28 protein-coding genes are annotated in these 22,569 nt (G+C 64.7%); 17 read left to right on the top strand and 11 right to left on the bottom strand.

The features are described from left to right. Positions 1-247: 247 nt before the first annotated feature. The 4 genes from EI983_RS03645 (at position 248) to EI983_RS03630 (ending at position 3,020) form a co-directional block, all read left to right on the top strand. Positions 248-748: a type III secretion system chaperone family protein gene (locus EI983_RS03645; RefSeq protein WP_157706053.1), complete on the top strand. Its 501-nt coding sequence runs from the start codon at positions 248-250 to the stop codon at positions 746-748. 169 nt (positions 749-917) lie between these two features. Continuing rightward, complete coding sequence (proC, locus tag EI983_RS03640) at positions 918-1,736, top strand: pyrroline-5-carboxylate reductase (RefSeq protein ID WP_157706052.1); 819 nt, start codon at positions 918-920, stop codon at positions 1,734-1,736. Next, the gene (locus EI983_RS03635) at positions 1,726-2,067 is read left to right on the top strand and encodes a tRNA-binding protein (RefSeq protein WP_157706051.1); all 342 of its coding nucleotides are present in this window, start codon (positions 1,726-1,728) and stop codon (positions 2,065-2,067) included. Before proC ends, EI983_RS03635 begins: the two co-directional genes overlap by 11 nt. Then, the gene (locus EI983_RS03630) at positions 2,064-3,020 is read left to right on the top strand and encodes a 2-hydroxyacid dehydrogenase (protein ID WP_157708968.1); all 957 of its coding nucleotides are present in this window, start codon (positions 2,064-2,066) and stop codon (positions 3,018-3,020) included. Before EI983_RS03635 ends, EI983_RS03630 begins: the two co-directional genes overlap by 4 nt. Positions 3,021-3,034: 14 nt before the next feature. Here the strand turns inward: EI983_RS03630 and EI983_RS03625 are convergent, their stop codons facing one another. Next, the gene (locus EI983_RS03625; protein WP_157706050.1) at positions 3,035-3,274 is read right to left on the bottom strand and encodes a CDGSH iron-sulfur domain-containing protein; all 240 of its coding nucleotides are present in this window, start codon (positions 3,272-3,274) and stop codon (positions 3,035-3,037) included. A gap of 89 nt (positions 3,275-3,363) precedes the next feature. Next, entirely contained in the window at positions 3,364-3,651 is a 288-nt protein-coding gene (locus EI983_RS03620; RefSeq protein ID WP_157706049.1) for a hypothetical protein, read from the bottom strand. 214 nt (positions 3,652-3,865) lie between these two features. Here EI983_RS03620 and EI983_RS03615 point away from each other — a divergent pair, with 214 nt between their 5' ends. From EI983_RS03615 to EI983_RS03605, 3 genes are all read left to right on the top strand, one after another. Next, a complete protein-coding gene (locus tag EI983_RS03615) occupies positions 3,866-4,987 on the top strand; it encodes a beta-ketoacyl-ACP synthase III (protein ID WP_157706048.1) in 1,122 nt (373 codons plus the stop codon). 166 nt (positions 4,988-5,153) lie between these two features. After that, positions 5,154-5,621, top strand: a complete 468-nt coding sequence (gene queF / locus EI983_RS03610) for a preQ(1) synthase (RefSeq protein WP_157706047.1) — start codon at positions 5,154-5,156, stop codon at positions 5,619-5,621. A 4-nt stretch (positions 5,622-5,625) separates the two neighbouring features. Next, a complete protein-coding gene (locus EI983_RS03605) occupies positions 5,626-6,189 on the top strand; it encodes a VUT family protein (protein WP_157706046.1) in 564 nt (187 codons plus the stop codon). A 7-nt stretch (positions 6,190-6,196) separates the two neighbouring features. Here the strand turns inward: EI983_RS03605 and EI983_RS03600 are convergent, their stop codons facing one another. Beyond that, entirely contained in the window at positions 6,197-6,787 is a 591-nt protein-coding gene (locus EI983_RS03600; protein WP_157706045.1) for a thymidine kinase, read from the bottom strand. A 375-nt stretch (positions 6,788-7,162) separates the two neighbouring features. Between EI983_RS03600 and EI983_RS03595 the strand changes: the two genes are divergently transcribed. From EI983_RS03595 to aroA, 3 genes are all read left to right on the top strand, one after another. Beyond that, positions 7,163-7,624 carry a hypothetical protein gene (locus EI983_RS03595; RefSeq protein WP_157706044.1) on the top strand — a complete coding sequence of 154 codons (462 nt, stop codon included), beginning with the start codon at positions 7,163-7,165 and terminating at the stop codon, positions 7,622-7,624. 294 nt (positions 7,625-7,918) lie between these two features. Then, the gene (locus EI983_RS03590; RefSeq protein WP_157706043.1) at positions 7,919-8,308 is read left to right on the top strand and encodes a RidA family protein; all 390 of its coding nucleotides are present in this window, start codon (positions 7,919-7,921) and stop codon (positions 8,306-8,308) included. 293 nt (positions 8,309-8,601) lie between these two features. Beyond that, positions 8,602-9,957, top strand: a complete 1,356-nt coding sequence (gene aroA / locus EI983_RS03585; protein ID WP_157706042.1) for a 3-phosphoshikimate 1-carboxyvinyltransferase — start codon at positions 8,602-8,604, stop codon at positions 9,955-9,957. Between the two features lie 45 nt (positions 9,958-10,002). Here the strand turns inward: aroA and EI983_RS03580 are convergent, their stop codons facing one another. From EI983_RS03580 to EI983_RS03555, 6 genes are read right to left on the bottom strand one after another with little or no spacing between them, the layout of a single operon-like run. After that, entirely contained in the window at positions 10,003-10,995 is a 993-nt protein-coding gene (locus EI983_RS03580) for a TIGR00341 family protein (RefSeq protein WP_157706041.1), read from the bottom strand. 53 nt (positions 10,996-11,048) lie between these two features. Beyond that, a complete protein-coding gene (locus EI983_RS03575; protein ID WP_157706040.1) occupies positions 11,049-12,476 on the bottom strand; it encodes an amidase in 1,428 nt (475 codons plus the stop codon). Between the two features lie 12 nt (positions 12,477-12,488). Further along, the gene (locus EI983_RS03570) at positions 12,489-13,262 is read right to left on the bottom strand and encodes an alpha/beta fold hydrolase (RefSeq protein WP_157706039.1); all 774 of its coding nucleotides are present in this window, start codon (positions 13,260-13,262) and stop codon (positions 12,489-12,491) included. 4 nt (positions 13,263-13,266) lie between these two features. Continuing rightward, positions 13,267-13,455: a 4-oxalocrotonate tautomerase gene (locus EI983_RS19200; protein WP_198389371.1), complete on the bottom strand. Its 189-nt coding sequence runs from the start codon at positions 13,453-13,455 to the stop codon at positions 13,267-13,269. 11 nt (positions 13,456-13,466) lie between these two features. Then, complete coding sequence (locus EI983_RS19195; RefSeq protein ID WP_198389370.1) at positions 13,467-13,958, bottom strand: flavin reductase family protein; 492 nt, start codon at positions 13,956-13,958, stop codon at positions 13,467-13,469. Next, positions 13,955-14,992, bottom strand: coding sequence for an LLM class flavin-dependent oxidoreductase (locus EI983_RS03555; RefSeq protein WP_157706036.1), 1,038 nt, complete (start codon positions 14,990-14,992; stop codon positions 13,955-13,957). The genes EI983_RS19195 and EI983_RS03555 overlap by 4 nt, the downstream gene beginning before the upstream one ends. An 87-nt stretch (positions 14,993-15,079) precedes the next feature. Between EI983_RS03555 and EI983_RS03550 the strand changes: the two genes are divergently transcribed. The 6 genes from EI983_RS03550 to EI983_RS03525 all read left to right on the top strand — a co-directional run bounded on the left by EI983_RS03550 (position 15,080) and on the right by EI983_RS03525 (position 19,958). Further along, positions 15,080-15,907 carry a LysR family transcriptional regulator gene (locus EI983_RS03550; RefSeq protein WP_198389369.1) on the top strand — a complete coding sequence of 276 codons (828 nt, stop codon included), beginning with the start codon at positions 15,080-15,082 and terminating at the stop codon, positions 15,905-15,907. A 61-nt stretch (positions 15,908-15,968) separates the two neighbouring features. Next, the gene (locus EI983_RS03545) at positions 15,969-16,844 is read left to right on the top strand and encodes a TIGR01459 family HAD-type hydrolase (RefSeq protein WP_157706034.1); all 876 of its coding nucleotides are present in this window, start codon (positions 15,969-15,971) and stop codon (positions 16,842-16,844) included. Between the two features lie 104 nt (positions 16,845-16,948). Beyond that, positions 16,949-17,392, top strand: coding sequence for a MaoC family dehydratase (locus EI983_RS03540; protein WP_157706033.1), 444 nt, complete (start codon positions 16,949-16,951; stop codon positions 17,390-17,392). 111 nt (positions 17,393-17,503) lie between these two features. Continuing rightward, entirely contained in the window at positions 17,504-18,442 is a 939-nt protein-coding gene (locus EI983_RS03535; RefSeq protein WP_157706032.1) for a bifunctional riboflavin kinase/FAD synthetase, read from the top strand. Beyond that, positions 18,439-18,912 carry a YcgN family cysteine cluster protein gene (locus tag EI983_RS03530; RefSeq protein WP_157706031.1) on the top strand — a complete coding sequence of 158 codons (474 nt, stop codon included), beginning with the start codon at positions 18,439-18,441 and terminating at the stop codon, positions 18,910-18,912. The genes EI983_RS03535 and EI983_RS03530 overlap by 4 nt, the downstream gene beginning before the upstream one ends. Next, the gene (locus EI983_RS03525) at positions 18,912-19,958 is read left to right on the top strand and encodes a threonine aldolase family protein (RefSeq protein WP_157706030.1); all 1,047 of its coding nucleotides are present in this window, start codon (positions 18,912-18,914) and stop codon (positions 19,956-19,958) included. The genes EI983_RS03530 and EI983_RS03525 overlap by 1 nt, the downstream gene beginning before the upstream one ends. A gap of 68 nt (positions 19,959-20,026) precedes the next feature. Here EI983_RS03525 and EI983_RS03520 read toward each other — a convergent pair whose 3' ends face one another. Together EI983_RS03520 and EI983_RS03515 are read right to left on the bottom strand one after the other, a co-directional pair. Next, complete coding sequence (locus EI983_RS03520) at positions 20,027-20,755, bottom strand: alpha/beta fold hydrolase (protein ID WP_246162257.1); 729 nt, start codon at positions 20,753-20,755, stop codon at positions 20,027-20,029. A gap of 75 nt (positions 20,756-20,830) precedes the next feature. Then, on the bottom strand, positions 20,831-21,430 hold the full coding sequence (locus EI983_RS03515; RefSeq protein ID WP_157706028.1) for a 2-hydroxychromene-2-carboxylate isomerase: 600 nt from the start codon (positions 21,428-21,430) through the stop codon (positions 20,831-20,833). 98 nt (positions 21,431-21,528) lie between these two features. Between EI983_RS03515 and EI983_RS03510 the strand changes: the two genes are divergently transcribed. After that, positions 21,529-22,548 carry a ribose-phosphate pyrophosphokinase gene (locus EI983_RS03510; RefSeq protein WP_157706027.1) on the top strand — a complete coding sequence of 340 codons (1,020 nt, stop codon included), beginning with the start codon at positions 21,529-21,531 and terminating at the stop codon, positions 22,546-22,548. The last annotated feature ends 21 nt before the right edge of the window (positions 22,549-22,569 follow it).

Genomic DNA, 22,569 nt, shown 5'->3' with positions numbered 1-22,569 from the left:
CGCGTCTTTGCTAGCGGCTGCCGATCAGGGACGCCACCCACCGCGCACAGCCATCACACACCTGGTGGTCGGCCGCAATCCATCCACAACTTATTGCGGTTATCCTCAACAAATAGCTTTACAGGTCGCCACATTGCCGCCACCATATCTGGTAGGAGCGGCGGGAATAGCCCCCGTTCCTAGAGCAGGCACCTAGCGCTTGGGGCGCTGCCATTCCCAGGCGCTACACAAAAAACGAGGTGGCGCAATGGCTTTGTCCGAGCAGTTCATGCAGGAAGATCTTCACCCCATCGACATCGTCGAGCATCTGGCCGAACACCATGACTGGGATTTCGACCGGATTGGCGACGATCAGATCGCCATGGCCGTCGAAGGCCAGTGGCGCACCTATTCGATCACACTGGCCTGGTCGGGCTATGACGAAACCCTGCGTATGGTCTGCACCTTCGAAATGGAACCCCCAAAGGACAAGCTGCCCGCCCTCTACCACATCCTCAACGACGTGAATGACCAATGCTGGGCCGGGGCTTTCACCTATTGGGACGAACAAAAGCTGATGGTCTACCGTTACGGCCTTCTGATGAGCGGCGGCCAGGGTGCCAGCCCCGAACAGATCGACACGCTCATTCGCGCCGCCGTTCTGAGCGCCGAGCGGTTCTACCCGGCCTTCCAGCTTGTCGTCTGGGGCGACAAGACCCCCGAACAGGCCATGCAGGTCGCCATCGCCGAGGCTTACGGGCGCGCCTGACCCCGTCGTCTTCTTGGTCTAAGTACGTCCGCCGGAGGCTCCACCATAAGCCTCCGGCGACGCTGTTTCCGGCAGGGGCAAAACCTCGCCACCCCGCTCATTCCCCCATTGCCCTCCCTCGGGCCGCGCCGTAGGTTTCGCAAAAACGCGACACATCAGAGGGCAGATCATGACATTGGATACTGTGGCCGAGCGCGGCCTCGTTTTACTTGGCTGCGGCAAGATGGGCTCGGCCATGCTGCAAGGCTGGCTCGAACGCGGCGTGCCGCCCGGCGCCGTCTCGGTGATCGACCCGGCCCCGTCGGACTGGCTCAAGAGCACCGGTGTCGCCATCAACGCAGACCTGCCCGCTTCTCCTGCAATTGCTCTTTTGGCCGTCAAGCCACAGATGATGGGCGAAGCGCTGCCGTCACTCACCGCCATGGGCGGCGGCGAGACACTTTTCCTCTCGGTGGCCGCCGGCACGCCAATCTCCACCTTCGAGGCGGCATTTGGTGCGACCTCTCCCATCATCCGCGCCATGCCCAACACGCCTGCCGCCGTGGGCCGGGGCATCACCGCGATCATCGGCAACGCCCAGGCGACCTCTGCCCATCTTGACCTCGCCGAGGCGCTGCTGAGCGCCGTGGGGCAGGTCGTCCGCCTTGACAGCGAAGACCAGATGGACGCCGTCACGGGCCTCTCGGGCTCCGGCCCGGCCTATGTGTTTCACATGATCGAATGCATGGCCGCCGCAGGAGAGGCGCAGGGCCTTGCGCCCGCACTTGCCATGCAGCTTGCCAAGGCCACCGTCGCGGGGGCCGGCGCACTGGCCGAGGCCGCCGATGAAACCCCGGCGCAGCTGCGCGTCAACGTCACCTCGCCCAATGGCACCACGCAGGCGGGGCTTGAGGTGCTGATGGACGAGGCCACCGGCCTGCCGCCGCTGATGCGCGCCACCGTCAAGGCCGCGACCGACCGCTCGGTGGAGCTGCGCCATGGCGGATGAAATCAGCTTCGACGACTTTCTCAAGGTCGATATCCGCGTCGGCCGCATCACCCGCGCTGAACCCTTCCCCGAAGCCCGCAAACCGGCGATCAAGCTCTGGATCGATTTCGGCGCGGAGATTGGCGAAAAGAAAAGCTCGGCCCAGATCACCGTGCACTACTCGCCGGAAACCCTTACGGGCCGTCTCGTCATGGCTGTGGTCAACTTCCCGCCGCGTCAGATCGGCCCGGTGCGCTCCGAAGTGCTGGTGCTGGGGGTCTCGGATGAAAACGGCAATATCGTTCTTCTTGCCCCTGACAAGGACGTCCCCCTCGGGGCGCGGATGCACTGATGCGCGTCCTGATGACCCGGGCCTATCCCGACCGCGTCGTGGCCGAGGCCGAAAAATATTTCGAAGTGGAAATCCGCGAAGAGACCACACCGCTCAAGGTGGGCCAGATGCGCGGTGCGCTGGCGCTTTATGACGGCATCCTGCCGACCCTGGGCGATGCGTTCTCGGCGCAGGTCTTTGCCGAGGAAAGCAACCCCCGCTGCAAGGTCCTCGCCAATTTCGGCGTGGGGTATAACCACATCGACGCCGAGGCCGCGCGCGCGGCCGGAGTGGCCGTGACCAACACGCCGGGGGCCGTCACGGATGCCACCGCCGACATCGCCATGACGCTCATTCTGATGAGCGCCCGGCGCGCAGGCGAGGGCGAGCGGCTGGTGCGCGCTGGCAACTGGGCGGGCTGGCACCCGACCCAGATGATGGGTCTGCATGTGACCGGCAAGACCGTGGGCATCATCGGCATGGGCCGCATCGGACAGGCCGTCGCCCGGCGCTGCCATTTCGGCTTTGGCATGCAGGTGGTCTATGTCAACCGCTCCGAAAAGCAGCTGGATTTCGAGGCGCGGCGGTTCGACAGCCCCGAGGAACTGGCCGGTGAGGCCGACATCGTCGTGATCTGTGTGCCCGGCGGCGCGCGGACCCATCACCTGATCGACGCGCCCTTTCTGGCCTCGATGCGCCCGCACGCGCATCTGATCAATGTCGCGCGTGGCGATGTGGTGGACGAGGCCGCCCTGATCAGGGCACTGGAAGGGGGCCGCATCGCCGGGGCGGGGCTGGACGTTTACGAGCATGAACCGCAGGTGCCCGAGGCGCTGCGCGCGCTCGACAATGTCACGCTGTTGCCGCATCTGGGCACCGCCGCCCTGGAGGTACGCGAACGCATGGGGCTGATGGCCGTGGAAAACCTGCGCGCCGCCCTGGCCGGAGAAACCCCGCCCAATCTGGTAAACTGACGCTCAGCCACCTGTTACAGCTTCGAATGGCTTCCGTCGCAGAGCGGCGCCTTGCCCGTCGCCTTGCAGCCGCAGAAGAACAGCTTGCCATCCTTCTGCGCCGTATATTTCAGCGGGGAGAACTCCGTCTCTTTGTGGCTGCCATCGCAAAACGGCTGTTTCGCGCTTCTGCCGCAGGCACACCAGAAATAGGTTTTCCCCTCTGTCACCTCGACAGGGTAAGGGGCTTTCTGGGCGATCTCAGGTTTGGACATGGGCGCTCTCTCTCCGATAGATGCTGAGGCAGAACCTAGCACGGAAACACCCGTGTCCAACCCGTTTCGCCCGAAGGCTCTCAGCCGGATCAGCTACCGCCGTCCGCGCCTGCGCCAAGTGCCACGGAAAGGCGCGTCATCGCGGTGATCTCGGTCAGCCCGTCCTCGCCTTCGGCCTCGTATTCGAACAACACCCGGTCGCCCCGGCCCAGATCCTCGGGCGCGGTGAGGGTGTCGGGCAGCGTCCAGACCGATTTGTCGGTCAGCACGATCAGGCGCGCCTGACGATCAAAGGCCAGAACCAGACCTTCGGTTTCATCGGCAACGGCAGGCAGGGCAGCACAAGCGGCCAGCACCGCGGCAACAAGAATACGCATAGCATATGTCCAGAAGAGGAAAGCGCTCTTTGCGCACCCTCGCGCATTGCAGCCGCCGGGCGGAGCCTCGCACCCGGATGACGGAGAAATGGGGGGGGCTGATCCCCCAATCAAGTGGCTCATGAAAATATTTCCGGCGGCAATATCGCATCGTCATGCTTGACGCCACGCGCCGCATCGGATGAGTTAATGCGACCCTCAGCGGAGCACAGTCATGCCCATCCCAGCCATCACCGGCACCGGCGTTTTCACACCCTCGCAAGTCATCACCAATGACGAACTGGTCGCGGCGTTCAACGCCTATGCCTCAGCCTTCAACGCCGAGCATGCCGAGGCGATCGCCGCCGGAGAGGTGGAGGCCAAACCGCAATCCTCCTCGGAATTCATCGTCAACGCCTCGGGCATCGAACAGCGCTATGTGATGGACAAGACCGGCGTTCTGGACCCGGCCGTGATGCACCCGCATCTGCGCCCGCGCTCCGATGACGAGCCCGGCATCATGGCCGAAATGGCGCTGGAGGCCTGCGGTGCCGCGCTGGCCCAGGCCGGGCGTGACGCAGGCGAGATCGACCTCGTGATCTGTGCGGCCTCCAATCACGAACGCCCCTACCCCGCCATTGCCATCGAAATTCAGCAGCTTCTGGGTGCTGCCGGCTTTGCGTTTGACATGAATGTCGCCTGTTCCTCGGCCACGTTCGGCATCCAGGCCGCCGCCGACATGATCCGCGCGGGCTCGGCCCGGCGCGCGCTGGTGGTCAGCCCCGAAATCTGCTCGGGCCATCTGGAATGGCGCGACCGCGATTGCCACTTCATCTTTGGCGATGTCTGCACGGCGCTGGTGATCGAACCCGCCGAAGAGGCGCAGGGCGCGCATTTCCTCATCCACTCGACCCGCTGCGCCACGCAGTTTTCCAACAATATCCGCAACAATAACGGCTTTCTGCGCCGCACCCGGGCGGGCCATATGGACGACCGGCGCGACATGCTCTTCGTGCAGGAGGGCCGCAAGGTGTTCAAGGAAGTGCTGCCGATGGTCAGCGCCCATATCTCTGCGCATATGGCCGATGAAGGGGTGGAGGCCGACCACCTCAAACGGCTCTGGCTGCACCAGGCCAACAAGACGATGAACGACTTCATCGGCCGCAAGGTGATGGGCCGCGTGCCGGAACCGGACGAACAGCCCAACATCCTTCAGGATTACGCCAATACCTCCTCGGCCGGGTCGATCATCGCCTTCTCGAAATATTCAGACGATCTCAGCCCCGGCGACAAGGGCCTGATCTGTTCGTTCGGGGCGGGGTATTCCGTCGGTTCCGTTCTGGTCGAGAGGGCCTGAGCACGCGGGGTGTTTACCCCGCCGCGGCCTGCTGTTAAGGGGGGCGCGAAACTCCCGGTCGCAGCCTACCCGGTCAAAACAAGGATCACCAACTGACACACAGACGGCCCCGGCCGTCTTGCGCGCAGTCCACAGGTTGCGACCCTTTTGCTGAAAGGTGTCCAACGTGACCCAGGATAATATCTATGCCGGGCTGCAACAGCTCGGATCGACAACCCAGATCCCCGCCTCGCCGGACGAGGCGCAGCTTGAACGGGTGCAGAACCCGCAGGCCGATACCCGCTATACCGTCCGCTTTACCGCGCCCGAGTTCACGTCGCTCTGCCCGATGACCGGTCAGCCCGATTTCGCGCATCTGGTGATCGACTACATCCCCGGGCCTTGGCTGGTGGAATCCAAGTCGCTCAAGCTCTACCTGACCTCGTTCCGCAATCACGGCGCTTTTCACGAGGATTGCACCGTGTCCATCGGGCGCAGGCTGGCCGATCTGTTGGAGCCCGAATGGCTGCGCATCGGCGGCTACTGGTATCCGCGGGGCGGCATTCCGATTGACGTCTTCTGGCATACCGGCCCCGCCCCGGCCGATGTCTGGGTGCCGGAAACGGGCGTCCCCACCTATCGCGGAAGAGGATAAACCAATGAACACGCAAACCGCACAACGTATCGAGGGCCTGCTCTATCTGGGCATGTTCGTCGCCTGCATTCCGCTGGCCAACTGGATGATCGGCAATGTCGGCACCTTCTGCGTGCCCAATGGCCCCTGTGTGATCCCCGTGGCCCCGGGCATCAGCGCGCCAAGCGGCGTGGTGGTGATCGGCGCGGCACTGGTGCTGCGCGATCTGGTGCAGCGCAGGCTCGGGCTTGCCTGGGCCGTGGGCGCCATTCTGGCCGGCGCGGTCCTGTCGGGCTTCGTCGCCCCGCCCGCGCTGGTGCTGGCCTCGGTCGTGGCCTTTGCTCTTTCGGAATTCGCGGATCTCGCCGTCTACACCCCGCTGCAGAAACGCAGCCTTCTGCTGGCCGTGGCCGCAAGCGGCGTGGTGGGCATTCTCGCCGACAGCCTGCTGTTTCTCAGCCTCGCCTTCGGCAGCCTCGACTTCTTCTGGGGGCAGGTCATCGGCAAAAGCTGGGCGTTGGTGCTGGCCCTTCCTTTGGTCCACCTGCTGCGCAAACGCGACGCGCGGCTGGGCTTCCAACCCGCCTGAGCCGGGCTCAGCCCGTGCCGCCGTCGCCCACCGCTTCGCGCCAGTGGCGGCGGCATAGGCTCACATAGCTTTCATTGCCGCCGATCTGCACCTGCGCGCCGTCGGTGATCACCCGGCCTTCTGCATCCTTGCGCACCACCATCGTCGCCTTCTTGCCGCAATGGCAGATCGTGCGCACCTCGCGCATCTCGTCGGCCAGCGCCAGCAAGGCCGCCGAGCCGGGGAAAAGCTGCCCGCGGAAATCAACCCTCAGCCCGTAGCACATCACCGGCACGCCCAGATCGTCCACCACGCGCGCCAGTTGCCACACCTGCTCGGTGCTCAGAAATTGCGCCTCGTCCACGAAGATGCAGGCCGGCGCCGCCGCCTCCTGCACCGCCGCCAGTTTGGCAAACAGATCCTCGCCTTCGGCGAAGGTCTGGGCCTCCTGCGCGATCCCGATCCGCGAGGCCACCCGCGCCGCCCCCGCGCGATCATCGAGATGCGCGGTCAGGATAAAGGTCTGCATGCCGCGCTCCTGATAGTTATAGGCGGCTTGCAGCAGCAGGGTCGATTTGCCCGCATTCATCGTCGAGTAGTGAAAATAGAGTTTCGCCATGGTGAGCGGGTTACGGCAAGGCGCGGGGTCTTGGCAATCCCGCAATCGCCCCCTCCCGAGCACCTGAGGGTGAGGCCAGATCCGGTAGACATGGACCGCTGAAGGAAGCAAAGCTTCCGGGGATGGAAAACAGCGGCCCTATCTGCCCGAACCCATCAGGCCGGAAAGGACGTTCTCCGGACCTGTGGCCTCACCCATGTCCGCCGCTGGGGACGCCGGACCCTGGTAAACGCGTTGCCAAACGCGAGACAGTACTCGTTACATCCCAACAACCGGGATTGCGTTATAAATGACATTTGTTGATAAAGCGGGGCATGGGAAAAGTCAGAGGCGTTTCCCCCGCAAGCGGGGCCGCGCCATATCGGGGATGAGTGCATGTCGTCATTCGGAAGTTACTTGAAGAAACACACCGAAGCTCTGGTCAAGGATGTCGGGATTGAACCGGCCTGCGAACTGACCGGCAAATCCAAGGCCACGCTCGGGCGTTATTATTCAGATCACGCCGAACATGCCGACCGGTTCATGCCCATCGATGCGGTTGCCGCGCTGGAGGAGGCCGCCAGCTACCCCCATGTTACAAGCGCTTTGGCCGAACTGAAGGGCATCAGCCTCAGCTATGACGAGCGCCGCCGCAACACCGATGACAAAGGCGGCGTCAACAGCGACGTGATCGCCCTCAGCCAGCGTTTTGCGATGCTCATGGCCGAGTATCAGCAATCGATCGAGGACGGCGTGATCACCGTGAACGAGGCCAAGCGCCTGCTGAAAGAGACAACGGCGCTGCAGCAGGTCCTGATCGACATGAAACTGCATCTCGAAGACGAAACCTCCACCTGATCGCTACGAATCACCAACGTTTCAGCGTCGCGGATCCTCCCGCGAGAGGGCCCGCGGGTCATGCCGCCCACAGGGTGACGTTGCGTCAGGATTTGCGCCCGTGCCCAAGCCGGGCAAGAAGCTGATCCAAAACGCAAACCTTCTGCCGGTCCTGTCCGGCACCCACAGCTGGCCCGGGAGCGTCCGGATTGACCCAGTCACCGGACTCAGCCCCTTGCATCGCCCGCGCCCATTGGGCAAGCATACCGCCACCCGGGCCGACACCGCCCGCCCCTCACATCAAGGAAGACCCCGATGCAAGATATCGCCCGCTTTCACACCGCCACAAGGATGAGCCAGATGGTCATCCACAACGGCACGATCTACCTCGCAGGGCAGGTCGGCAATCGCGGCGACAGCGTCGCCGATCAGACCCGCACCTGCCTGGAGAAAGTGGACGCGCTGCTGGCCGAAGCGGGCGTCGACAAGACCCGCATCCTGCAAACCACCGTCTGGCTTGCCGACATGGCCGATTTTGCCGAGATGAACAGCGTCTGGGATGCCTGGGTGCCCGAGGGCCACGCCCCCGCCCGTGCCTGCGGCGAGGCCAAGCTGGCGCATCCCGAACTGACCGTCGAGGTGATCGTCATCGCCGCCGCGCGCCCGGCCCCGGGCGCTCTCGAACATGGTGACACCGCGCGCTGACGCGTTTCCCCTCTGCCCTTTCAGGCGGCCACCACAGCCTGGCCGCCTGATCCATCCCGCCCCGGCGCTGGCCGGGCGATCACCCCGGCCCCGCCAGGCGCGCGCTTCTGTCGTCCTCAATGCGGATGCCGCGCCTGCGTGACTGAGGGGTGAACGCCACATAGGCACCAGACTGTCCTTTCTTCTTGGCCAAATAGCCCCGCCGCAGGCGCGAAACGCTTCTGCGCATCACCCGATGGACGCGACGCATCACCTGCGCTATCAGTCCTGCGAATGACCAAGGAACGCGCCTCATGTCCGCCCATGCAACGCCAACCCCGATGACCTCGCACCGTGTAACCGGCCTGTCCGGCATCGCGGATGTACCCGGTGATAAATCCATCTCGCACCGCTCGCTGATCCTCGGCGCGATGGCCGTGGGCGAAACCCGCGTTACCGGCCTGCTCGAAGGCGAGGACGTGCTGGATACCGCCAAGGCGATGCGCGCCTTCGGGGCCGAAATCACCCGCGAGCAGGATGGCACATGGGTGGTGCATGGCGTCGGCGTCGGCGGCTTTGCCGAACCGGATCAGGTCATCGACTGCGGCAATTCCGGCACCGGCGTGCGGCTGATCATGGGGGCGATGGCCACCAGCCCGATCACCGCCGCCTTTACCGGCGATGCCAGCCTCAACTCCCGCCCCATGGCGCGTGTGACCGACCCGCTGGCGCTTTTCGGCGCGCAGAGCTTCGGCCGCTCCGGCGGGCGCCTGCCGATGACCATCGTCGGCGCGGCCGACCCCGTTCCGGTGCGCTACACCACGCCCGTGCCCTCGGCTCAGGTCAAATCCGCCGTGCTGCTGGCGGGGCTGAACGCGCCGGGTCAGACCGTGGTGATCGAACGCGAAGCGACCCGCGATCATTCCGAACGCATGCTGGCGGGCTTCGGGGCCGAGATCACCTCGGAGGATACGAATGAGGGCCGCGTGATCACCCTCACCGGCCAGCCCGAGCTGCGCCCGCAAACCATCGCCGTCCCGCGCGATCCCTCCTCTGCCGCCTTCCCGGTCTGTGCCGCGCTGATCACCGAAGGCTCCGACGTGCTGGTGCCCGGCATCGGGCTCAATCCCACCCGGTCCGGCCTTTTCACCACCCTGCGTGAAATGGGGGCCGATCTGACCTACGAGAATGAACGCCTTGAGGGCGGCGAGCCCGTGGCGGACCTGCGCGCGCGGTTCTCGCCCGACCTGAAGGGCATCGAAGTGCCGCCCCACCGCGCCGCCTCCATGATCGACGAATACCCGGTGCTCTCCGCCGTGGCCGCCTTCGCCGACGGGCCCACCCATATGCCCGGCGTCAAGGAATTGCGCGTGAAGGAAAGCGACCGGATCGACGCGATGGCCACGGGCCTGCGCGCCTGCGGGATCACCGTGGACGAGGGCGAGGACTGGTGGACGGTGCACGGGCTCGGCCACGGCAACGTGCCCGGCGGGGCCACCTGTGCGGCCCGGCTCGATCACCGGATCGCCATGTCCTTCATGGTGCTTGGCATGGCCACGCAAAACCCGGTGAGCGTGGATGACGGCAGCCCCATCGCCACCTCCTTCCCGATCTTCGAGCCGCTGATGGCCAGCCTCGGCGCCGATCTGCGTCACGCATCGGCATCGTAAGGCACACGCCCCCGGCCCGATCCGGGGCCTCTCCGAGAAACCGGCCTAGACCGCTACAGGCGTGCGATACCACATCAGCGCGCCCAGCGCCGCCAGCAGTCCAAACCAGATCAGCCCGTTGATCCAGGTGGCCCGCCGCGCCCGCTTGCGTTCGAAAAAGCTGCGCGGTGTGATCCCGCGCGCGACCATCACCACCTGCGCCGACAGGTTGATGCAGACCACGTTCACCGCCAGAAGCAGCGCCGCCCCCATGGCCAGCGTGCTCTGCCCCGCGCCCAGGAACAGCCCGATCGCCGCCGTGGGCGGCAGCAAGGCCACCGCCACCATCACGCCGACCAGCGCCGAGGACACGCCCGTGGCCAGCGACAGGGCCGCCGCGGCCCCCGAGGCCAGCGCAATCGCCATCCCGTCGAACCCCACCGTGGAGCGCGCCAGCAATTCCGAGGACTGCAGGTTGACAGGCCACCACAGCCCGATGCCAAAGCTCAGCGCCAGGGCCAGGCCAACACCGACGATGTTGGTCGTGATCGCCCGCCCGATCAGCCCGCCATCGCCCAGCGCCACACCCACCGCAAGCGCCAGGTTCGGCCCGAGCAGGGGCGCGATCACCATCGCACCCACCACCACGGCCACGCTATCGGTCAGCATCCCCAACGCGGCCACCACCGTCGAGAGCACAACGAAGATCAGATAGGTGCTGTCGGCGCGCGCCTGCGGACCGACGATGTTATAGATCTCCTCGCGTGTGGCCCCGCCCGCGCGTTTCGGCTCTTCCCGCAGCTTGTCCTCGTCCGGCCGCGGGATCGTGGTTTCCACCGGCAGCATGGTGATGCGCCAGTCCTCCACGCCGTTCAGCACCGATTGCAGCCCGTCAGTCAGCTCCTGACGCGTCGGGCGATCGGTCAGTATATGCACCGAAATGCGGTCCGCCTCCTGCAACTCCCGATGCACCTGGATATCCACCGCGCCCAGCCGTTCGGCCCGGCGGATGATATGCTCCATTTCCGCCTCCGGGGCGCTGACGATGATCTGGCGCATGGGGCTGCTCCTTGCCTTTTTCGGGTTGTCTTAGCAGCCCCCGCAAGGCTCGGCTACAGCTTTGGCCGCGCACCCTCCTCGCCATAAAGCGGCTGCACCCGCTCCAGATCGGCGGCCACTCGAAAGACGCTCACATCGTCATAGGTCCGCCCCACGATCTGCACGCCCGTCGGCACGCCGTTCCCGGCAAATCCGCTGGGCACGCTCATCACCGGGCAACGGCTCATCATGTTGAACGGATAGGTCATGGTCCAGCCCCAGACCGGGTGCACCTCGCGGCCATTGATCTCGCACCGGTCGGTGCCGGGGTCATAATCGGCCCGCACCGCAGGCAGCGGCATCGTGGGGCAGATAAACGCGTTGTAGCGCTCCAGAAGCGGGCCAAGCGTGGCATACATATCGTTCAGGACCTCCATCGAGGTCAGCAGGTCTGTCGCCGTGGTGCGCTGGCCAAATTCGGCAAAGCTGCGGGCATAGTTGGTCATCTGCTCGCGGTGGCGCGGCAGCAGCCCGCCGATCATGTTGCCAAAGATATGCCCGAGATAGTTCGAGGCCGCCGTCAGCGTCTCTTCGGTCCAGCCCAGATCGACCTCTTCCACCTCGGCCCCCAGATCGCGCAGCCGGTCAAGCAGCGCACGGGTATTGCGCACCACCTCCGGGTCCACTTCGAAATACCCAAGGTCCATCGAAAAGGCGATTTTCCAGCCCTTGATCGGTTTCAGTTCCGCCGGGATGCTCAGCTTCGGGCGCACCGTGGTGATGTCCAGCGGATGCGGCCCGGCCATGACATTCTGCATCAGCCTCAGATCCGCCACGCTGCGCGCCATCGGCCCCTCGTGGCAGTAATAGTCAAGGTTGAAGGGCGGATCTTCCGGCACCCGGCCATAGGGCGGTTTGAACCCCAGCACGCCACAACAGGACGCCGGCATGCGGATCGAGCCCCAGATGTCCGACCCGTTGGCCAGCGTCGTGGTCCCCGCCGCAAGCGATCCGCCTGCCCCGCCCGAGGAGCCGCCGGTGGTAAAATCCGTGTTCCACGGGTTGCGCGACACCCCCCAGAGCTTTGAATGGGTGATGCCCGCGCAGGCAAATTCCGGCGCGGTGGAGCGCGCATGCACGATCCCGCCTGCCTTCATCAGGCGCTCGACACTGTAGGAGGTATAGCTGTCCGGCACCTTCGGCGTGGTCAGCGACCCCGAACTGGTCCACTTCCCCTTGATCCGGTTCTCATCCTTGATGGCCACCGGCACCCCTTCGAGCGGGCGCAGCCGCGCGCCGGGTCTGGCATAGCGCGCCTCGGCCTTGCGTGCCAGCTCCATCGCCTCGTCGTAATAGGTATCGGCAAAGCAGTTGACCTTTGGCTCTACCGCCTCGGCGCGGGCGATGACCGCCTGCATCAGCTCGACCGGCGACAGCTTGCGCGCCTTGAACAGCGCCACCGCCTCGGCAGCGCCCATGTAACACAGATCGGTATCGCTCATACTCTTCCCCTCTCAGAGGCCGTGAATGAACCTCTTGATATGCTCCGCCACGATCTCGCCCGCTTCCAGAAGCAGCGAATGCTTGTACTCCGGCAGGATCACCAGCTCCGCGTTCGGCATCGCGGCGGCGATCTTCTCGTTCAGGCGCGGCGGACAGCCGCCATCGTTTTCCCCGGTCAGCACCAGCGCGGGCGTGGCCACCTCATGCAGCCAGGGCGACATCTCGACCGTGGCATAGATACGGAACACGTTCAGGAAAACGCCCGCATCGGTGCCAATCACCTGCTTCAGTCGCCGTTCTACCACATCGCCATGCTCGGCAATGAACGCATCGGTGAACCAGCGATCCGTCAGGGTGGGCAGGATATTGGGAATGCCGCGCTCTTCCATGGCGCGCACCACGCCCAGGACCTTAGTGCTGTCTTCCTCGGTGCGGAACGCCGCTGTTGAAAGAACCCCGAGCGACAAGACCCTTTCAGGATATAGTCGCGCATAGGCGGGCCCGATCATCCCGCCCAGCGAATGGCCGGCCACATGCACCTGGTCAAAGCCGCTGCGTTCGCGCACCCGCTCCAGATCGGCCACCAGCTCATCAAGGCCAAATTCGCCGTCCGGCATCGGCGACGCCCCATGCCCGCGCAAATCATAGCTCACCACGGTAAAATGCGGGGTCAGCACCGGCATCAGCTTCGCCCAAGTGTTGCGTGCCGCCCCGATCCCATGCACCAGGATCAGCGGCGGGCCGCTGCCCTCCACCGACATCGCACAGTCCAGCGCCTGTGCCATGCCCCTACCCCTTGTCGGAGAACAGCACGCCACCGCTGGCCCAGTTCTCCTTTTCCACATCGGTCAGCACGACCTGAACACTCTCGGGCTTACCGCCAGCGGTGCGGATGAACGCCTCGGTCAACTCCTTGGCCAGCGCCCGCTTCTGCTCCGCGCTGCGCCCGGCAAACATCTCAACCCGTATGACCGGCATGCTCTTTCCTTTCAGAACTTGGATTTCGGCTGCACCACATGAAAGGCGCCGCTCATATAGGTCAGCGGGCGCTCGCCCGCGTTCGAGATGCCCGTGACATCGCCGATACAGATCGCATGGCTGCCATGGACCACCGACTTGTTGAGCGAACAGGCAAAGGCCGTGGCCTGCGGCAGGATCGGGCCTTCCTCCGTCGGAGTGTAGTCGATTCCCTCGAACCGGTCCGGGCGCTCGCGGTCGAACGCTCCGGCAAAGCATTGCGCCAGTTCCTCGGCCGTTTCCGGCAGCACATTGACGCAGAACACGCCGTTGTCGCGCACCGCCATCGCAATGCGGCTATCGGCCTTCAGGCACACCAGCACGCTGGGCGGATCGGCCGACAGCGAGGTAAAGGCGCTGACCGTCGCGCCCATCTTGCCCGCCGGGCCATCGGTCGTCACCACTGTCACCGTGGCCGCCACATGACGCATCGCGGCGATAAAGGCATCGCGGGCGATCTTCATTGCGCCGCTACCCCTGCCGCGCGGTTGGTGAAATGCGGCATCACCTCTTCGGCAAATGCTTGAATCATGTCTAACGTCTCCTCAGCCTCAAGGCCAAAATTGGGGCTCAGGATCACGCGGTCAATCCCCAGTTCGGCATAGGGGGCCAGCTTGTCGATCATTTCCTGCGGTGTCGAGATCAAAAGGCTTGTCCCAAGCTCCTCCATGCTCTGCGCGCGCGGCAATTCCCGGATCATGCCATGATCGACAATCCCCGGCCCGGTATAGACATTGTCAAAACGGGAGTAATAGCGATGCGCCACCTCCAGCTTGCGCTGCCGCTCCGCCGGGGTCCGCGCCAGATGCGCCACCCGGCTCAGCGTCAGGGTCAGATGCGCGCCCTCCTCGCCCATCTCCTCCTTGGCGCGGGTAAAGCCGCCCACCTGATCCATCAAAAGCTGATGATTGCCCGAGAGCGGCGTCGTCTGGATGTGAAAGCCCCGCTTGGTGCAGGCATAAATGCCTTCGGGATTCATCACCGCCATCATCATCTGAATATCGCGCACCGGGCGGGGCATGATGGTGATCGGCTCGAACTGGTAATACGCCCCGTCCCAGCCGACCTCTTCTTGCGTCAGCAGCGCCTGCAACACATTCAGACTCTCGTCGAACCGCTCCCGCGTTTCCTCCATCGGCACGCCCAGCCGCTCCATCTCATAGGCAAAGGCGCCGCGCCCCACCCCCAGCATCAGCCGCCCCTCACAGAAGATATCGGCCACCACCACCTCACCCGCATAGACGCGCATATCGTGCAAGGGCAGCACCACGACCGAGGTCATGATCTTGATCCGCTTGGTCATCGCCGCAATTTTGGTCGCAAAGGTCAAAGGTGCCGGCATCATCAGGCAATTGATCAGGTGATGCTCGGTCACGCTGACGGCGTCAAAGCCCAGCTTGTCGGCCAGCACCGCCTGATCCAGCATGTCCTGATAGACCCGGTCACCGCCATAGGCCTTGTCCGGGTAATCCGCCGAAAGCTGAATGCTGAATTCCATCTGACATCCTCCCTGAAGGTCCGGGCAGTTTGCCAAAATAAACAAGATAAATAAATCGGATTTAATCTATCTATAAGATCACAATTTTTGCATTATAACCCCATGAACATCGCCGCGATCCAGACCTTCCTCGCCGTGACCCGGACCGGCAACCTCAACCGGGCCGCCCAGGAACTGCACATCACACAATCCGCCGTGACCGCGCGGCTGGACACGTTGGAGGCGGCACTGGGGGCGAAACTCCTGAACCGCGCGCGCTCGGGCGCGACACTGACCAAGGCGGGCTATGCCTTTCTCGATCAGGCCGAACTGATCACGCGCACCTGGGCCAACGCCCGCGCCCAGGCCAGCCTGCCCAAAGGTGTGACAACCATGTTTTCCCTTGTCTGCGACCCGTCGCTCTGGTCCAGCCAGGGGGCGCCCTGGATCGACAGCCTGCGCGACACCCACCCCGACACCGCCTTCGATATCTGGACCGGCGGGGCCGCGGATGCACGCCGATGGCTGCAATCTGGCATGAGCGACGCAGCACTTCTGCCCGAGCCCCTGACCGGCCCGGATATGGCCCACCGGCCCTTTGCCCGCGAGGCGCTGATCGAGGTGGCCACCCTGCCGCGCGGCGCGATGCCCTGGGATCCCGATTATGTCTTTGTCGATTACGGGCCCGGCTTCCGCTCCGAACATGCCGCCGCCTGGCCGGGGGACGACACCGCCGCCGTCAGCTTTTCCAACCCCGACTGGGCGCTGGCGCATCTGCTGGAAAATGGCGGTTCGGCCTACCTGCCGCGCGGGCTGGTCACGCATGATCTGCGCTCGGGGCTGTTGCACCTCGTCCAGGGCGCGGCCAGTTTCGAGCGTCAGTGCCACCTGAGCTGGCGCAAATCGGTCGAACCCCATTTCGACTGGCTCGGCTGAGCCTCTGGCCTTTCATGGCCTGCGCTGCCATATCTGGCGCACCTGACAGACCGGAGGCCCCATGACCCAGATCATCTCGTCCCTTGCCGACATTTCCAGCCGCTACGACGTGCTGCTCGTCGATCTCTGGGGCTGTGTGCATAACGGTGTGCGGGCCTATCCCGAAGCCGTGGCCGCCCTTCAGGCCTATCGTGCAGGTGGCGGGCTCTCGGTGCTGCTGACCAACTCGCCCAAGCCGCGCACCGGGGTCGAGGCGCAGCTTGCGCAGTTCGGCGTGCCAGAGGATTGCTGGGATGCGATCGCCACCTCCGGCGACAGCGCCCGCGCCGCCATGTTCCGGGGCGCCGTTGGGCAAAAGGTCTGGTTCATGGGCGAATGGCAGCGCGATGCGGGCTTTTTCGAGCCGCTCTCGATCATCGACGATCCGGTCGAGATCGCGCGTGTGCCTTTGCGCGAGGCCGAGGGCATTGTCTGCTGCGGGCCGTTTGATCCGCTGGCCGACCCGGACGAGAATCGCGCCGATTTCCTCTATGCCAAACAGATGGGCCTGAAACTGCTCTGCGCCAACCCGGATATCGTGGTGGACCGGGGCGAAACCCGCGAATGGTGCGCCGGGGCCCTCGCCCGGCTTTATACCGAAATGGGCGGGCAAAGCCTTTACTTCGGCAAGCCGCACCCGCCGATCTATGACCTCGCCCGCCGCCGCGTGGCCGCCCTCGGCAAAACGCTCGATCCCGCGCGCACGCTGGCCATCGGCGACGGCATCGGCACGGATGTGCGCGGGGCCATGGGCGAGGATATCGATTCTCTTTTCATCACCGGCGGGTTGGCCGCCGGAGAGACCAAAACGTCGCACCAACCGGACCCGGATGCGCTAAGCACCTATCTCCAAAAGGAAAACATGTCGCCAACCTATGCGATCGGCCGGTTGCGATAGGAAAGTTTTTCCTTGCTTTTCTGCGCCTGCAAAGTAATAAAGTTGCAACCGGGCGCGTGATATCGTCTGAATATTGCGCGCCGACGTAGAATTGGAGGGACAGAATGTTGGATAATATGCCCCGCGGCACCATCACCATCGAAGAGATCGAGATGGGCATGGTGCGCCATTTGCAGAAAGTGGTGACCGACGAGGATATCCAGATGTTCGCGCAGGTCTCGACCGACTTCAATCCGGTGCATATGGATGACGATTATGCCCAGGACACGATCTTTGAGGGTCGGATCGCCCATGGCATGCTGACCGCCGGGTTGATTTCCGCCGTCATCGGCGAGCAGCTTCCGGGCCATGGCACGGTCTATATGGGCCAGACGCTCAAGTTCCTTGCGCCTGTGCGCCCCGGCGACATGGTGCGCGCCGAGGTCGAGGTGATCGGCATCGATCACGGCAAGCGCCGCGTGCAGCTCGATTGCCGCTGCCTGGTGGATGGCAAGAAGGTGCTGATCGGCGAAGCGACCGTGTTGGCCCCCTCGGCGAAATTCGACTGATCCTGCCCAAGAAAATTCGTACGAATTTTCTCGTCAGAAGATTTTTCGTACGAAAAATCTCTGGCACCATCACGCTTGCACAGCGCCGCGCATCCCGCTACCCCTGCGCACATGCGCACGATCCGAGATTATACCTTTGTCGAACCTGCCGACCGGGGCGCGTCTGTCGCCATCGGCAACTTTGACGGCGTGCATCTCGGCCACCAGGCGGTGATCGATATCGCCCGCCGCGAAGGCCGGAAAATCGACGCACCGCTGGGTATTCTGACCTTCGAGCCGCATCCGCGGGAGTTTTTCGCGCCCGATGCGCCTGCGTTCCGCCTGATGGGCGCCGAGGCCCGTGCGCACCGGCTTGAAAAGCTCGGGGTCGAGCGGCTCTACGAGCTCAGCTTCAACGCCGCCCTTTCGGCGCTGTCGCCGGAAGAGTTCGCAACCCGCGTCATTGCCCAGGGGCTCGGGCTGCGCCATGTGGTCGTGGGTGCGGATTTCTGCTTTGGCAAGGGCCGCGCGGGCAACGCCGCCGATCTGCAGCGCTTCGGCGCGGCGCTCGGCTTCGGCGTGACCATCGCGGATCTGCTTGAGGGGCAAAACGGTGAAGTGTCCTCCACCGCGATCCGCCAGGCCCTGACCGACGGCCGCCCGCGCGACGCGGCGGCCATGCTGGGTCACTGGCACCGGATCGAAGGCCGGGTGATCAGCGGCGAACAGCGCGGGCGTGACCTCGGCTATCCGACCGCCAATATGTCCATCGAAGGGCTGCACCCGCCCCGTTTCGGGGTCTACGCCGTGATGGTTGACGTGCTCGACGGCCCGCACAAGGGCCAGTATCAGGGCGCGGCCTCGCTCGGCGTCCGCCCGATGTTCCAGGGCGAGTTGCCCAATCTCGAAACCTTCCTGTTCGATTTCTCCGGCGACCTTTACGGTGCGGATCTCTCCGTGGCGCTTGTCGAGTACCTGCGCCCCGAGGAGGTGTTCGACAGCCTTGAGGCCTTCATCGCCCAGATGGATGCCGACTGCGCCCGCGCGCGCGATATCCTCGCCCGCCCATGACCACAAAGCCGATCGCCCCCTCCGGCCTCGCCCCCCGCTTCTGGGAGACAAAGCCGCTCAAAGCCATGAGCCGCGCCGAATGGGAAGCGCTCTGCGACGGCTGCGGCAAATGCTGCCTCAACAAGCTCGAAGACGAGGACACCGGCGAAGTGGCTCTGACCCGCATCGCCTGCCGCCTGTTCGACGATGCCACATGCCGCTGCGCACAATACGAGATCCGTCACCAGTTCGTGCCGGAATGCATCGTGCTCGAGCCGAAAAACCTCGACAAAAACCTCTACTGGATGCCCGAAACCTGCGCCTACAAGCTCCTGCATCTGGGCAAACCGCTCTATGACTGGCACCCGCTGATCTCCGGCGATCCCGACAGTGTCCACCGCGCCGGTGTGTCGATGCAGAACGCCACCCTGCCCGAATTCGAGATCCCCGAAGACGAATGGGAAGACCACCTTATAGAGGAACCTGTCTGATGTATTTCGCTTCCGACAATACAGGCCCCGCCCACCCGGCAGTGATGCAGGCGCTGCAGGACGCCAATTCCGGCTATCAGCCCTCCTATGGCGCCGACACGCTGATGGAGGAAGTCCGCGCGCAGCTCCGCGATATTTTCGAGGCCCCCGAGGCGGCGGTCTATCTCGTGGCGACAGGGACAGCGGCCAATGTCCTCGCCCTGGCGACGCTGACCCGCCCGTGGGAGACGATCTTCTGCGCGCCCAGGGCCCATATCCAGATGGATGAGTGCAACGCGCCCGAGTTCTACTGCGGCGGGGCCAAGCTCACCCTGGTGGGGCAGGAGGACAAGATCACTCCCGCCGCGCTGGAACGCGCCATCACCGGCTGGGTCAAGGGCGATGTCCACACATCGCAACGCGGCCCTCTTTCTCTGACGCAAGCCACCGAATGGGGGCAGCTTTACTCGGTCGACGAGATCTCGGCCCTCTGCGCCGTGGCCCATGCGCATGACTGCCCGGTGCATATGGACGGCGCGCGCTTTGGCAACGCGGTGGCGGCTTTGGGCTGCACACCCGCCGAGCTGACCTGGCGCGCGGGCGTCGACGCGCTCAGCTTCGGCGGCACCAAGAACGGCTGCCTCGGGGTCGAGGCGGTCATCTTCTTTGATCCTCGCCACGCCTGGGAATTCGAGCTGCGGCGCAAGCGCGGCGCGCATCTTTTCTCAAAGCATCGCTATCTCTCGGCGCAGATGAAGGGCTATCTGGCCGACGGGCTGTGGCTTCAGACCGCGGCGGCGGCCAATACGGCGGGGGCGAAGCTTGCCGATGGGATGCGGGGCCTGCCGGACTGCCGGATCCTCAACGAGGTAGAGGTGAACATGATCTTCGCCACCCTGCCCCGGGCCACCCATCAGCGCCTTCATGCCGCGGGGGCGGCCTATTCACTCCATGACGGCCCGCTTGATGAGGGACCAGCGGATGCGCCGCTTACCGCGCGGTTTGTCTGTGACTGGTCCTGCGACGAAGGGATGATCGCCCGGTTCCTCGACATCGCGCGCGGCTGAACCGGCCGCTCATCGGCCCTTGCGGCCCGCCTCGCGAAACAGCCTGCAAAGGCTGGTGAGCATCCCCCTCAAGAGGTCTGGAGGAACCGCAGCACCTCGCGGCTCACCTGCCCGGCATGGGTGATCGGCACCATGTGCCCCGCGCCCACCACCACCGCGCGCTCGGCCTGCGCGATCCGGGCTGCCAGGCCGTCGTGAATGGCCTCGATCACGGGCGGCGACTCGCTCCCCGCGATCAGCAGGACCGGGCAACGCAGCTCTCCCAGCCGCTCCAGCATCGCACCGGGATCGCCATAAAGCGCCTCGGCCCCCGCCTCGACCAGGGGCACCTGTGCGGCAAGGGCCTCTGCCTGCGCCGGGGGGATCGCCTCCCAGGGCGTCCCGTCCCCCCACAGACCGGTAAAGATCCGGGCGGCCTCCAGCCTGTCACCGGCCTCCAGGGCCGCCGCATAGGGCGCCATACGCGACACATGATCGGCAAAGACCTCCGCCGCGTCACATTCGGCCATCCGGAACCACACCGGTTCGATCAGCACCAGAGACCGCACCAGCTCGGGCCGCTCCACCGCCAGCCTGAGCGCCACCGTCGCCCCGAAACTGTGGCCGATCACATCCACCGGTTCCTCGCAGAAACTCGCGGCAATCCCGGCGGCCACGCCCTGCACCTCGCCGCGCCCGTCCCAACCGGCACTGCGCCCATGACCCGGCAGGTCAAAGGCCGTCATCGTCAGCGCCCCCGACAAATGCCGCGCAAGCCCGCCCCAGGCGCCGGAATGCGCCAGGCTGCAATGGATCATCAGCGCGCGCCGCGGCCCTTGTCCGAACGTCGTCCAGTAGGTTGGAAATCCGGCCCTTTCGCCCTTGGGCATGGCTCAGAGATCGCCCGCCAGATGCCTGTCGAGATCGGCGATCCGGTCCTGCCCCCAAAAGGCCTGCCCGGTGTCCACCACATAGAAGGGAGAGCCAAAGACATTGGCCCGCACCGCGTCCTCAAGGTTCTGGACATAGGTCTCGGCCCCGCTCAACAGACCGCTATCGGCCAGCGCGGGGTCAAACCCGGCCGCCGTGAGGCAGGCGCGCACCACATCATCCTGCGCGATGTCCTTTTCCTCGACCCAGAGCGCCCGCAGGAAGGCATGCGCAAGCTGGCCCAGATCGCCCCCGCCCGCGCTCTGCGCGGCGATAATCGCATAAGACGACGGTGCCGCATTCGTGGGAAAATGCGCAGGCTTCAGGGTCAGCGGCAGCCCCAGCTTTTTCGCCTCGCGCGGCATCTCCTGCGCGCGATACGCCTGCCGCGCCGGGTGCCTGTCCTTCAGCGGCGTGCCGCCTGTGCGGGCAAAAAGCGCCATGATATCCAGAGGCTTGTAGGTCACGCTGGCGCCGTGCTTCGCGGCCACCTCCTCCATGCGGGTGCCCGCCATGTAGGTAAAAGGCGACAGGGTCGAAAAATAATAGTCGATATGGGCCATTCTTGCGCCTCCTCCCTTGGCATAGCTTTGCCCCACGCTACGCCCATGTTAAGCGGTGTCAACGTCACGATTCTGTCATACCGCATCGGAGCTGCCCCATGCCGACCACCCCCGAACCCAAGCTTATCTCCGGCAATGCCAACCTGCCGCTGGCCAAGGCGATTGCCAAGCGCATGTCGATGCACCGCGGGGTGAATGTGGGGCTGGTGGACGCGCGGATCGAGCGGTTCAACGATGCCGAGATCTTCGTCGAGGTCTACGAGAATGTGCGCGGCGAGGATATGTTCATCATTCAGCCCACCTCGAACCCGGCCAATGACAACCTGATGGAGCTTCTGATCATGGCCGATGCGCTGCGCCGCTCCTCGGCCCAGCGGGTCACGGCGGTGATCCCCTATTTCGGCTATGCGCGGCAGGATCGCCGGTCGAAGGCGCGCACGCCGATCTCGGCCAAGCTGGTGGCGAACATGCTGGTCGGCACGGGCATCGAACGGGTGCTGACGATGGACCTGCACGCCGCTCAGATCCAGGGCTTCTTCGACATTCCGGTGGACAACCTCTATGCCTCGCCGGTCTTCGCGCTGGATATCATGTCACGGTTCAAGGATGACATGGCCGATATCATGGTCGTCTCTCCCGATGTGGGCGGCGTGGCCCGCGCGCGGGAACTGGCCAAGCGGATCAACGCCCCGCTCTCCATCGTAGACAAGCGCCGTGAGAAACCTGGCGAGGTGGCCGAAATGACCGTGATCGGCGATGTGAAGGGCAAGAAATGCTTTATCGTGGATGACATGGTCGACACGGCCGGCACGCTCTGCAAGGCCGCCGAGGTGCTGATGGAAAACGGCGCGTCGGAAGTGCATTCCTATATCACCCACGGTGTGATGTCCGGCCCGGCGGTCGAGCGTGTGACCAAATCGGTGATGAAGAACCTGGTGATCACCGACACGATCCAGCCCACCGAGGCCGTGAAGGGCGCGCCCAATATCCGCATCCTGCCCACCGCACCCGTGTTCGCTCAGGCGATCCTGAACATCTGGAACGGCACATCCGTGTCCTCGCTTTTCGACAACGAGACGCTGGAGCCGATCTACGAAGGTATCTTTGCCAAGATTTGATGGCGCGTCTCGCGGCCCGTA

Source organism: Roseovarius faecimaris (genome assembly GCF_009762325.1).
GTDB classification, from domain to species: domain Bacteria; phylum Pseudomonadota; class Alphaproteobacteria; order Rhodobacterales; family Rhodobacteraceae; genus Roseovarius; species Roseovarius faecimaris.
Note: the sequence above shows the minus strand (reverse complement) of the source record. Positions and strands in the feature narration are given on the sequence as shown.

Excerpts from the sequence above, each read along its gene's own strand:
- EI983_RS03525 (WP_157706030.1), top strand. The coding sequence starts at position 18,912 with ATGTATTTCGCTTCCGACAATACAGGCCCCGCCCACCCGGCAGTGATG.
- EI983_RS03555 (WP_157706036.1), bottom strand. The coding sequence starts at position 14,992 with ATGGAATTCAGCATTCAGCTTTCGGCGGATTACCCGGACAAGGCCTAT.
- proC (WP_157706052.1), top strand. The coding sequence starts at position 918 with ATGACATTGGATACTGTGGCCGAGCGCGGCCTCGTTTTACTTGGCTGC.
- EI983_RS19195 (WP_198389370.1), bottom strand. The coding sequence starts at position 13,958 with ATGAAGATCGCCCGCGATGCCTTTATCGCCGCGATGCGTCATGTGGCG.
- EI983_RS03620 (WP_157706049.1), bottom strand. The coding sequence starts at position 3,651 with ATGCGTATTCTTGTTGCCGCGGTGCTGGCCGCTTGTGCTGCCCTGCCT.
- aroA (WP_157706042.1), top strand. The coding sequence starts at position 8,602 with ATGTCCGCCCATGCAACGCCAACCCCGATGACCTCGCACCGTGTAACC.
- EI983_RS03540 (WP_157706033.1), top strand. The coding sequence starts at position 16,949 with ATGTTGGATAATATGCCCCGCGGCACCATCACCATCGAAGAGATCGAG.
- EI983_RS03510 (WP_157706027.1), top strand. The coding sequence starts at position 21,529 with ATGCCGACCACCCCCGAACCCAAGCTTATCTCCGGCAATGCCAACCTG.
- EI983_RS03580 (WP_157706041.1), bottom strand. The coding sequence starts at position 10,995 with ATGCGCCAGATCATCGTCAGCGCCCCGGAGGCGGAAATGGAGCATATC.
- EI983_RS03520 (WP_246162257.1), bottom strand. The coding sequence starts at position 20,755 with ATGATCCATTGCAGCCTGGCGCATTCCGGCGCCTGGGGCGGGCTTGCG.
- EI983_RS03600 (WP_157706045.1), bottom strand. The coding sequence starts at position 6,787 with ATGGCGAAACTCTATTTTCACTACTCGACGATGAATGCGGGCAAATCG.
- EI983_RS03595 (WP_157706044.1), top strand. The coding sequence starts at position 7,163 with ATGTCGTCATTCGGAAGTTACTTGAAGAAACACACCGAAGCTCTGGTC.
- EI983_RS03590 (WP_157706043.1), top strand. The coding sequence starts at position 7,919 with ATGCAAGATATCGCCCGCTTTCACACCGCCACAAGGATGAGCCAGATG.
- EI983_RS03645 (WP_157706053.1), top strand. The coding sequence starts at position 248 with ATGGCTTTGTCCGAGCAGTTCATGCAGGAAGATCTTCACCCCATCGAC.
- EI983_RS03605 (WP_157706046.1), top strand. The coding sequence starts at position 5,626 with ATGAACACGCAAACCGCACAACGTATCGAGGGCCTGCTCTATCTGGGC.
- EI983_RS03625 (WP_157706050.1), bottom strand. The coding sequence starts at position 3,274 with ATGTCCAAACCTGAGATCGCCCAGAAAGCCCCTTACCCTGTCGAGGTG.
- EI983_RS03570 (WP_157706039.1), bottom strand. The coding sequence starts at position 13,262 with ATGGCACAGGCGCTGGACTGTGCGATGTCGGTGGAGGGCAGCGGCCCG.
- EI983_RS03575 (WP_157706040.1), bottom strand. The coding sequence starts at position 12,476 with ATGAGCGATACCGATCTGTGTTACATGGGCGCTGCCGAGGCGGTGGCG.
- EI983_RS03535 (WP_157706032.1), top strand. The coding sequence starts at position 17,504 with ATGCGCACGATCCGAGATTATACCTTTGTCGAACCTGCCGACCGGGGC.
- EI983_RS03515 (WP_157706028.1), bottom strand. The coding sequence starts at position 21,430 with ATGGCCCATATCGACTATTATTTTTCGACCCTGTCGCCTTTTACCTAC.
- EI983_RS19200 (WP_198389371.1), bottom strand. The coding sequence starts at position 13,455 with ATGCCGGTCATACGGGTTGAGATGTTTGCCGGGCGCAGCGCGGAGCAG.
- EI983_RS03530 (WP_157706031.1), top strand. The coding sequence starts at position 18,439 with ATGACCACAAAGCCGATCGCCCCCTCCGGCCTCGCCCCCCGCTTCTGG.
- EI983_RS03615 (WP_157706048.1), top strand. The coding sequence starts at position 3,866 with ATGCCCATCCCAGCCATCACCGGCACCGGCGTTTTCACACCCTCGCAA.
- EI983_RS03635 (WP_157706051.1), top strand. The coding sequence starts at position 1,726 with ATGGCGGATGAAATCAGCTTCGACGACTTTCTCAAGGTCGATATCCGC.
- EI983_RS03545 (WP_157706034.1), top strand. The coding sequence starts at position 15,969 with ATGACCCAGATCATCTCGTCCCTTGCCGACATTTCCAGCCGCTACGAC.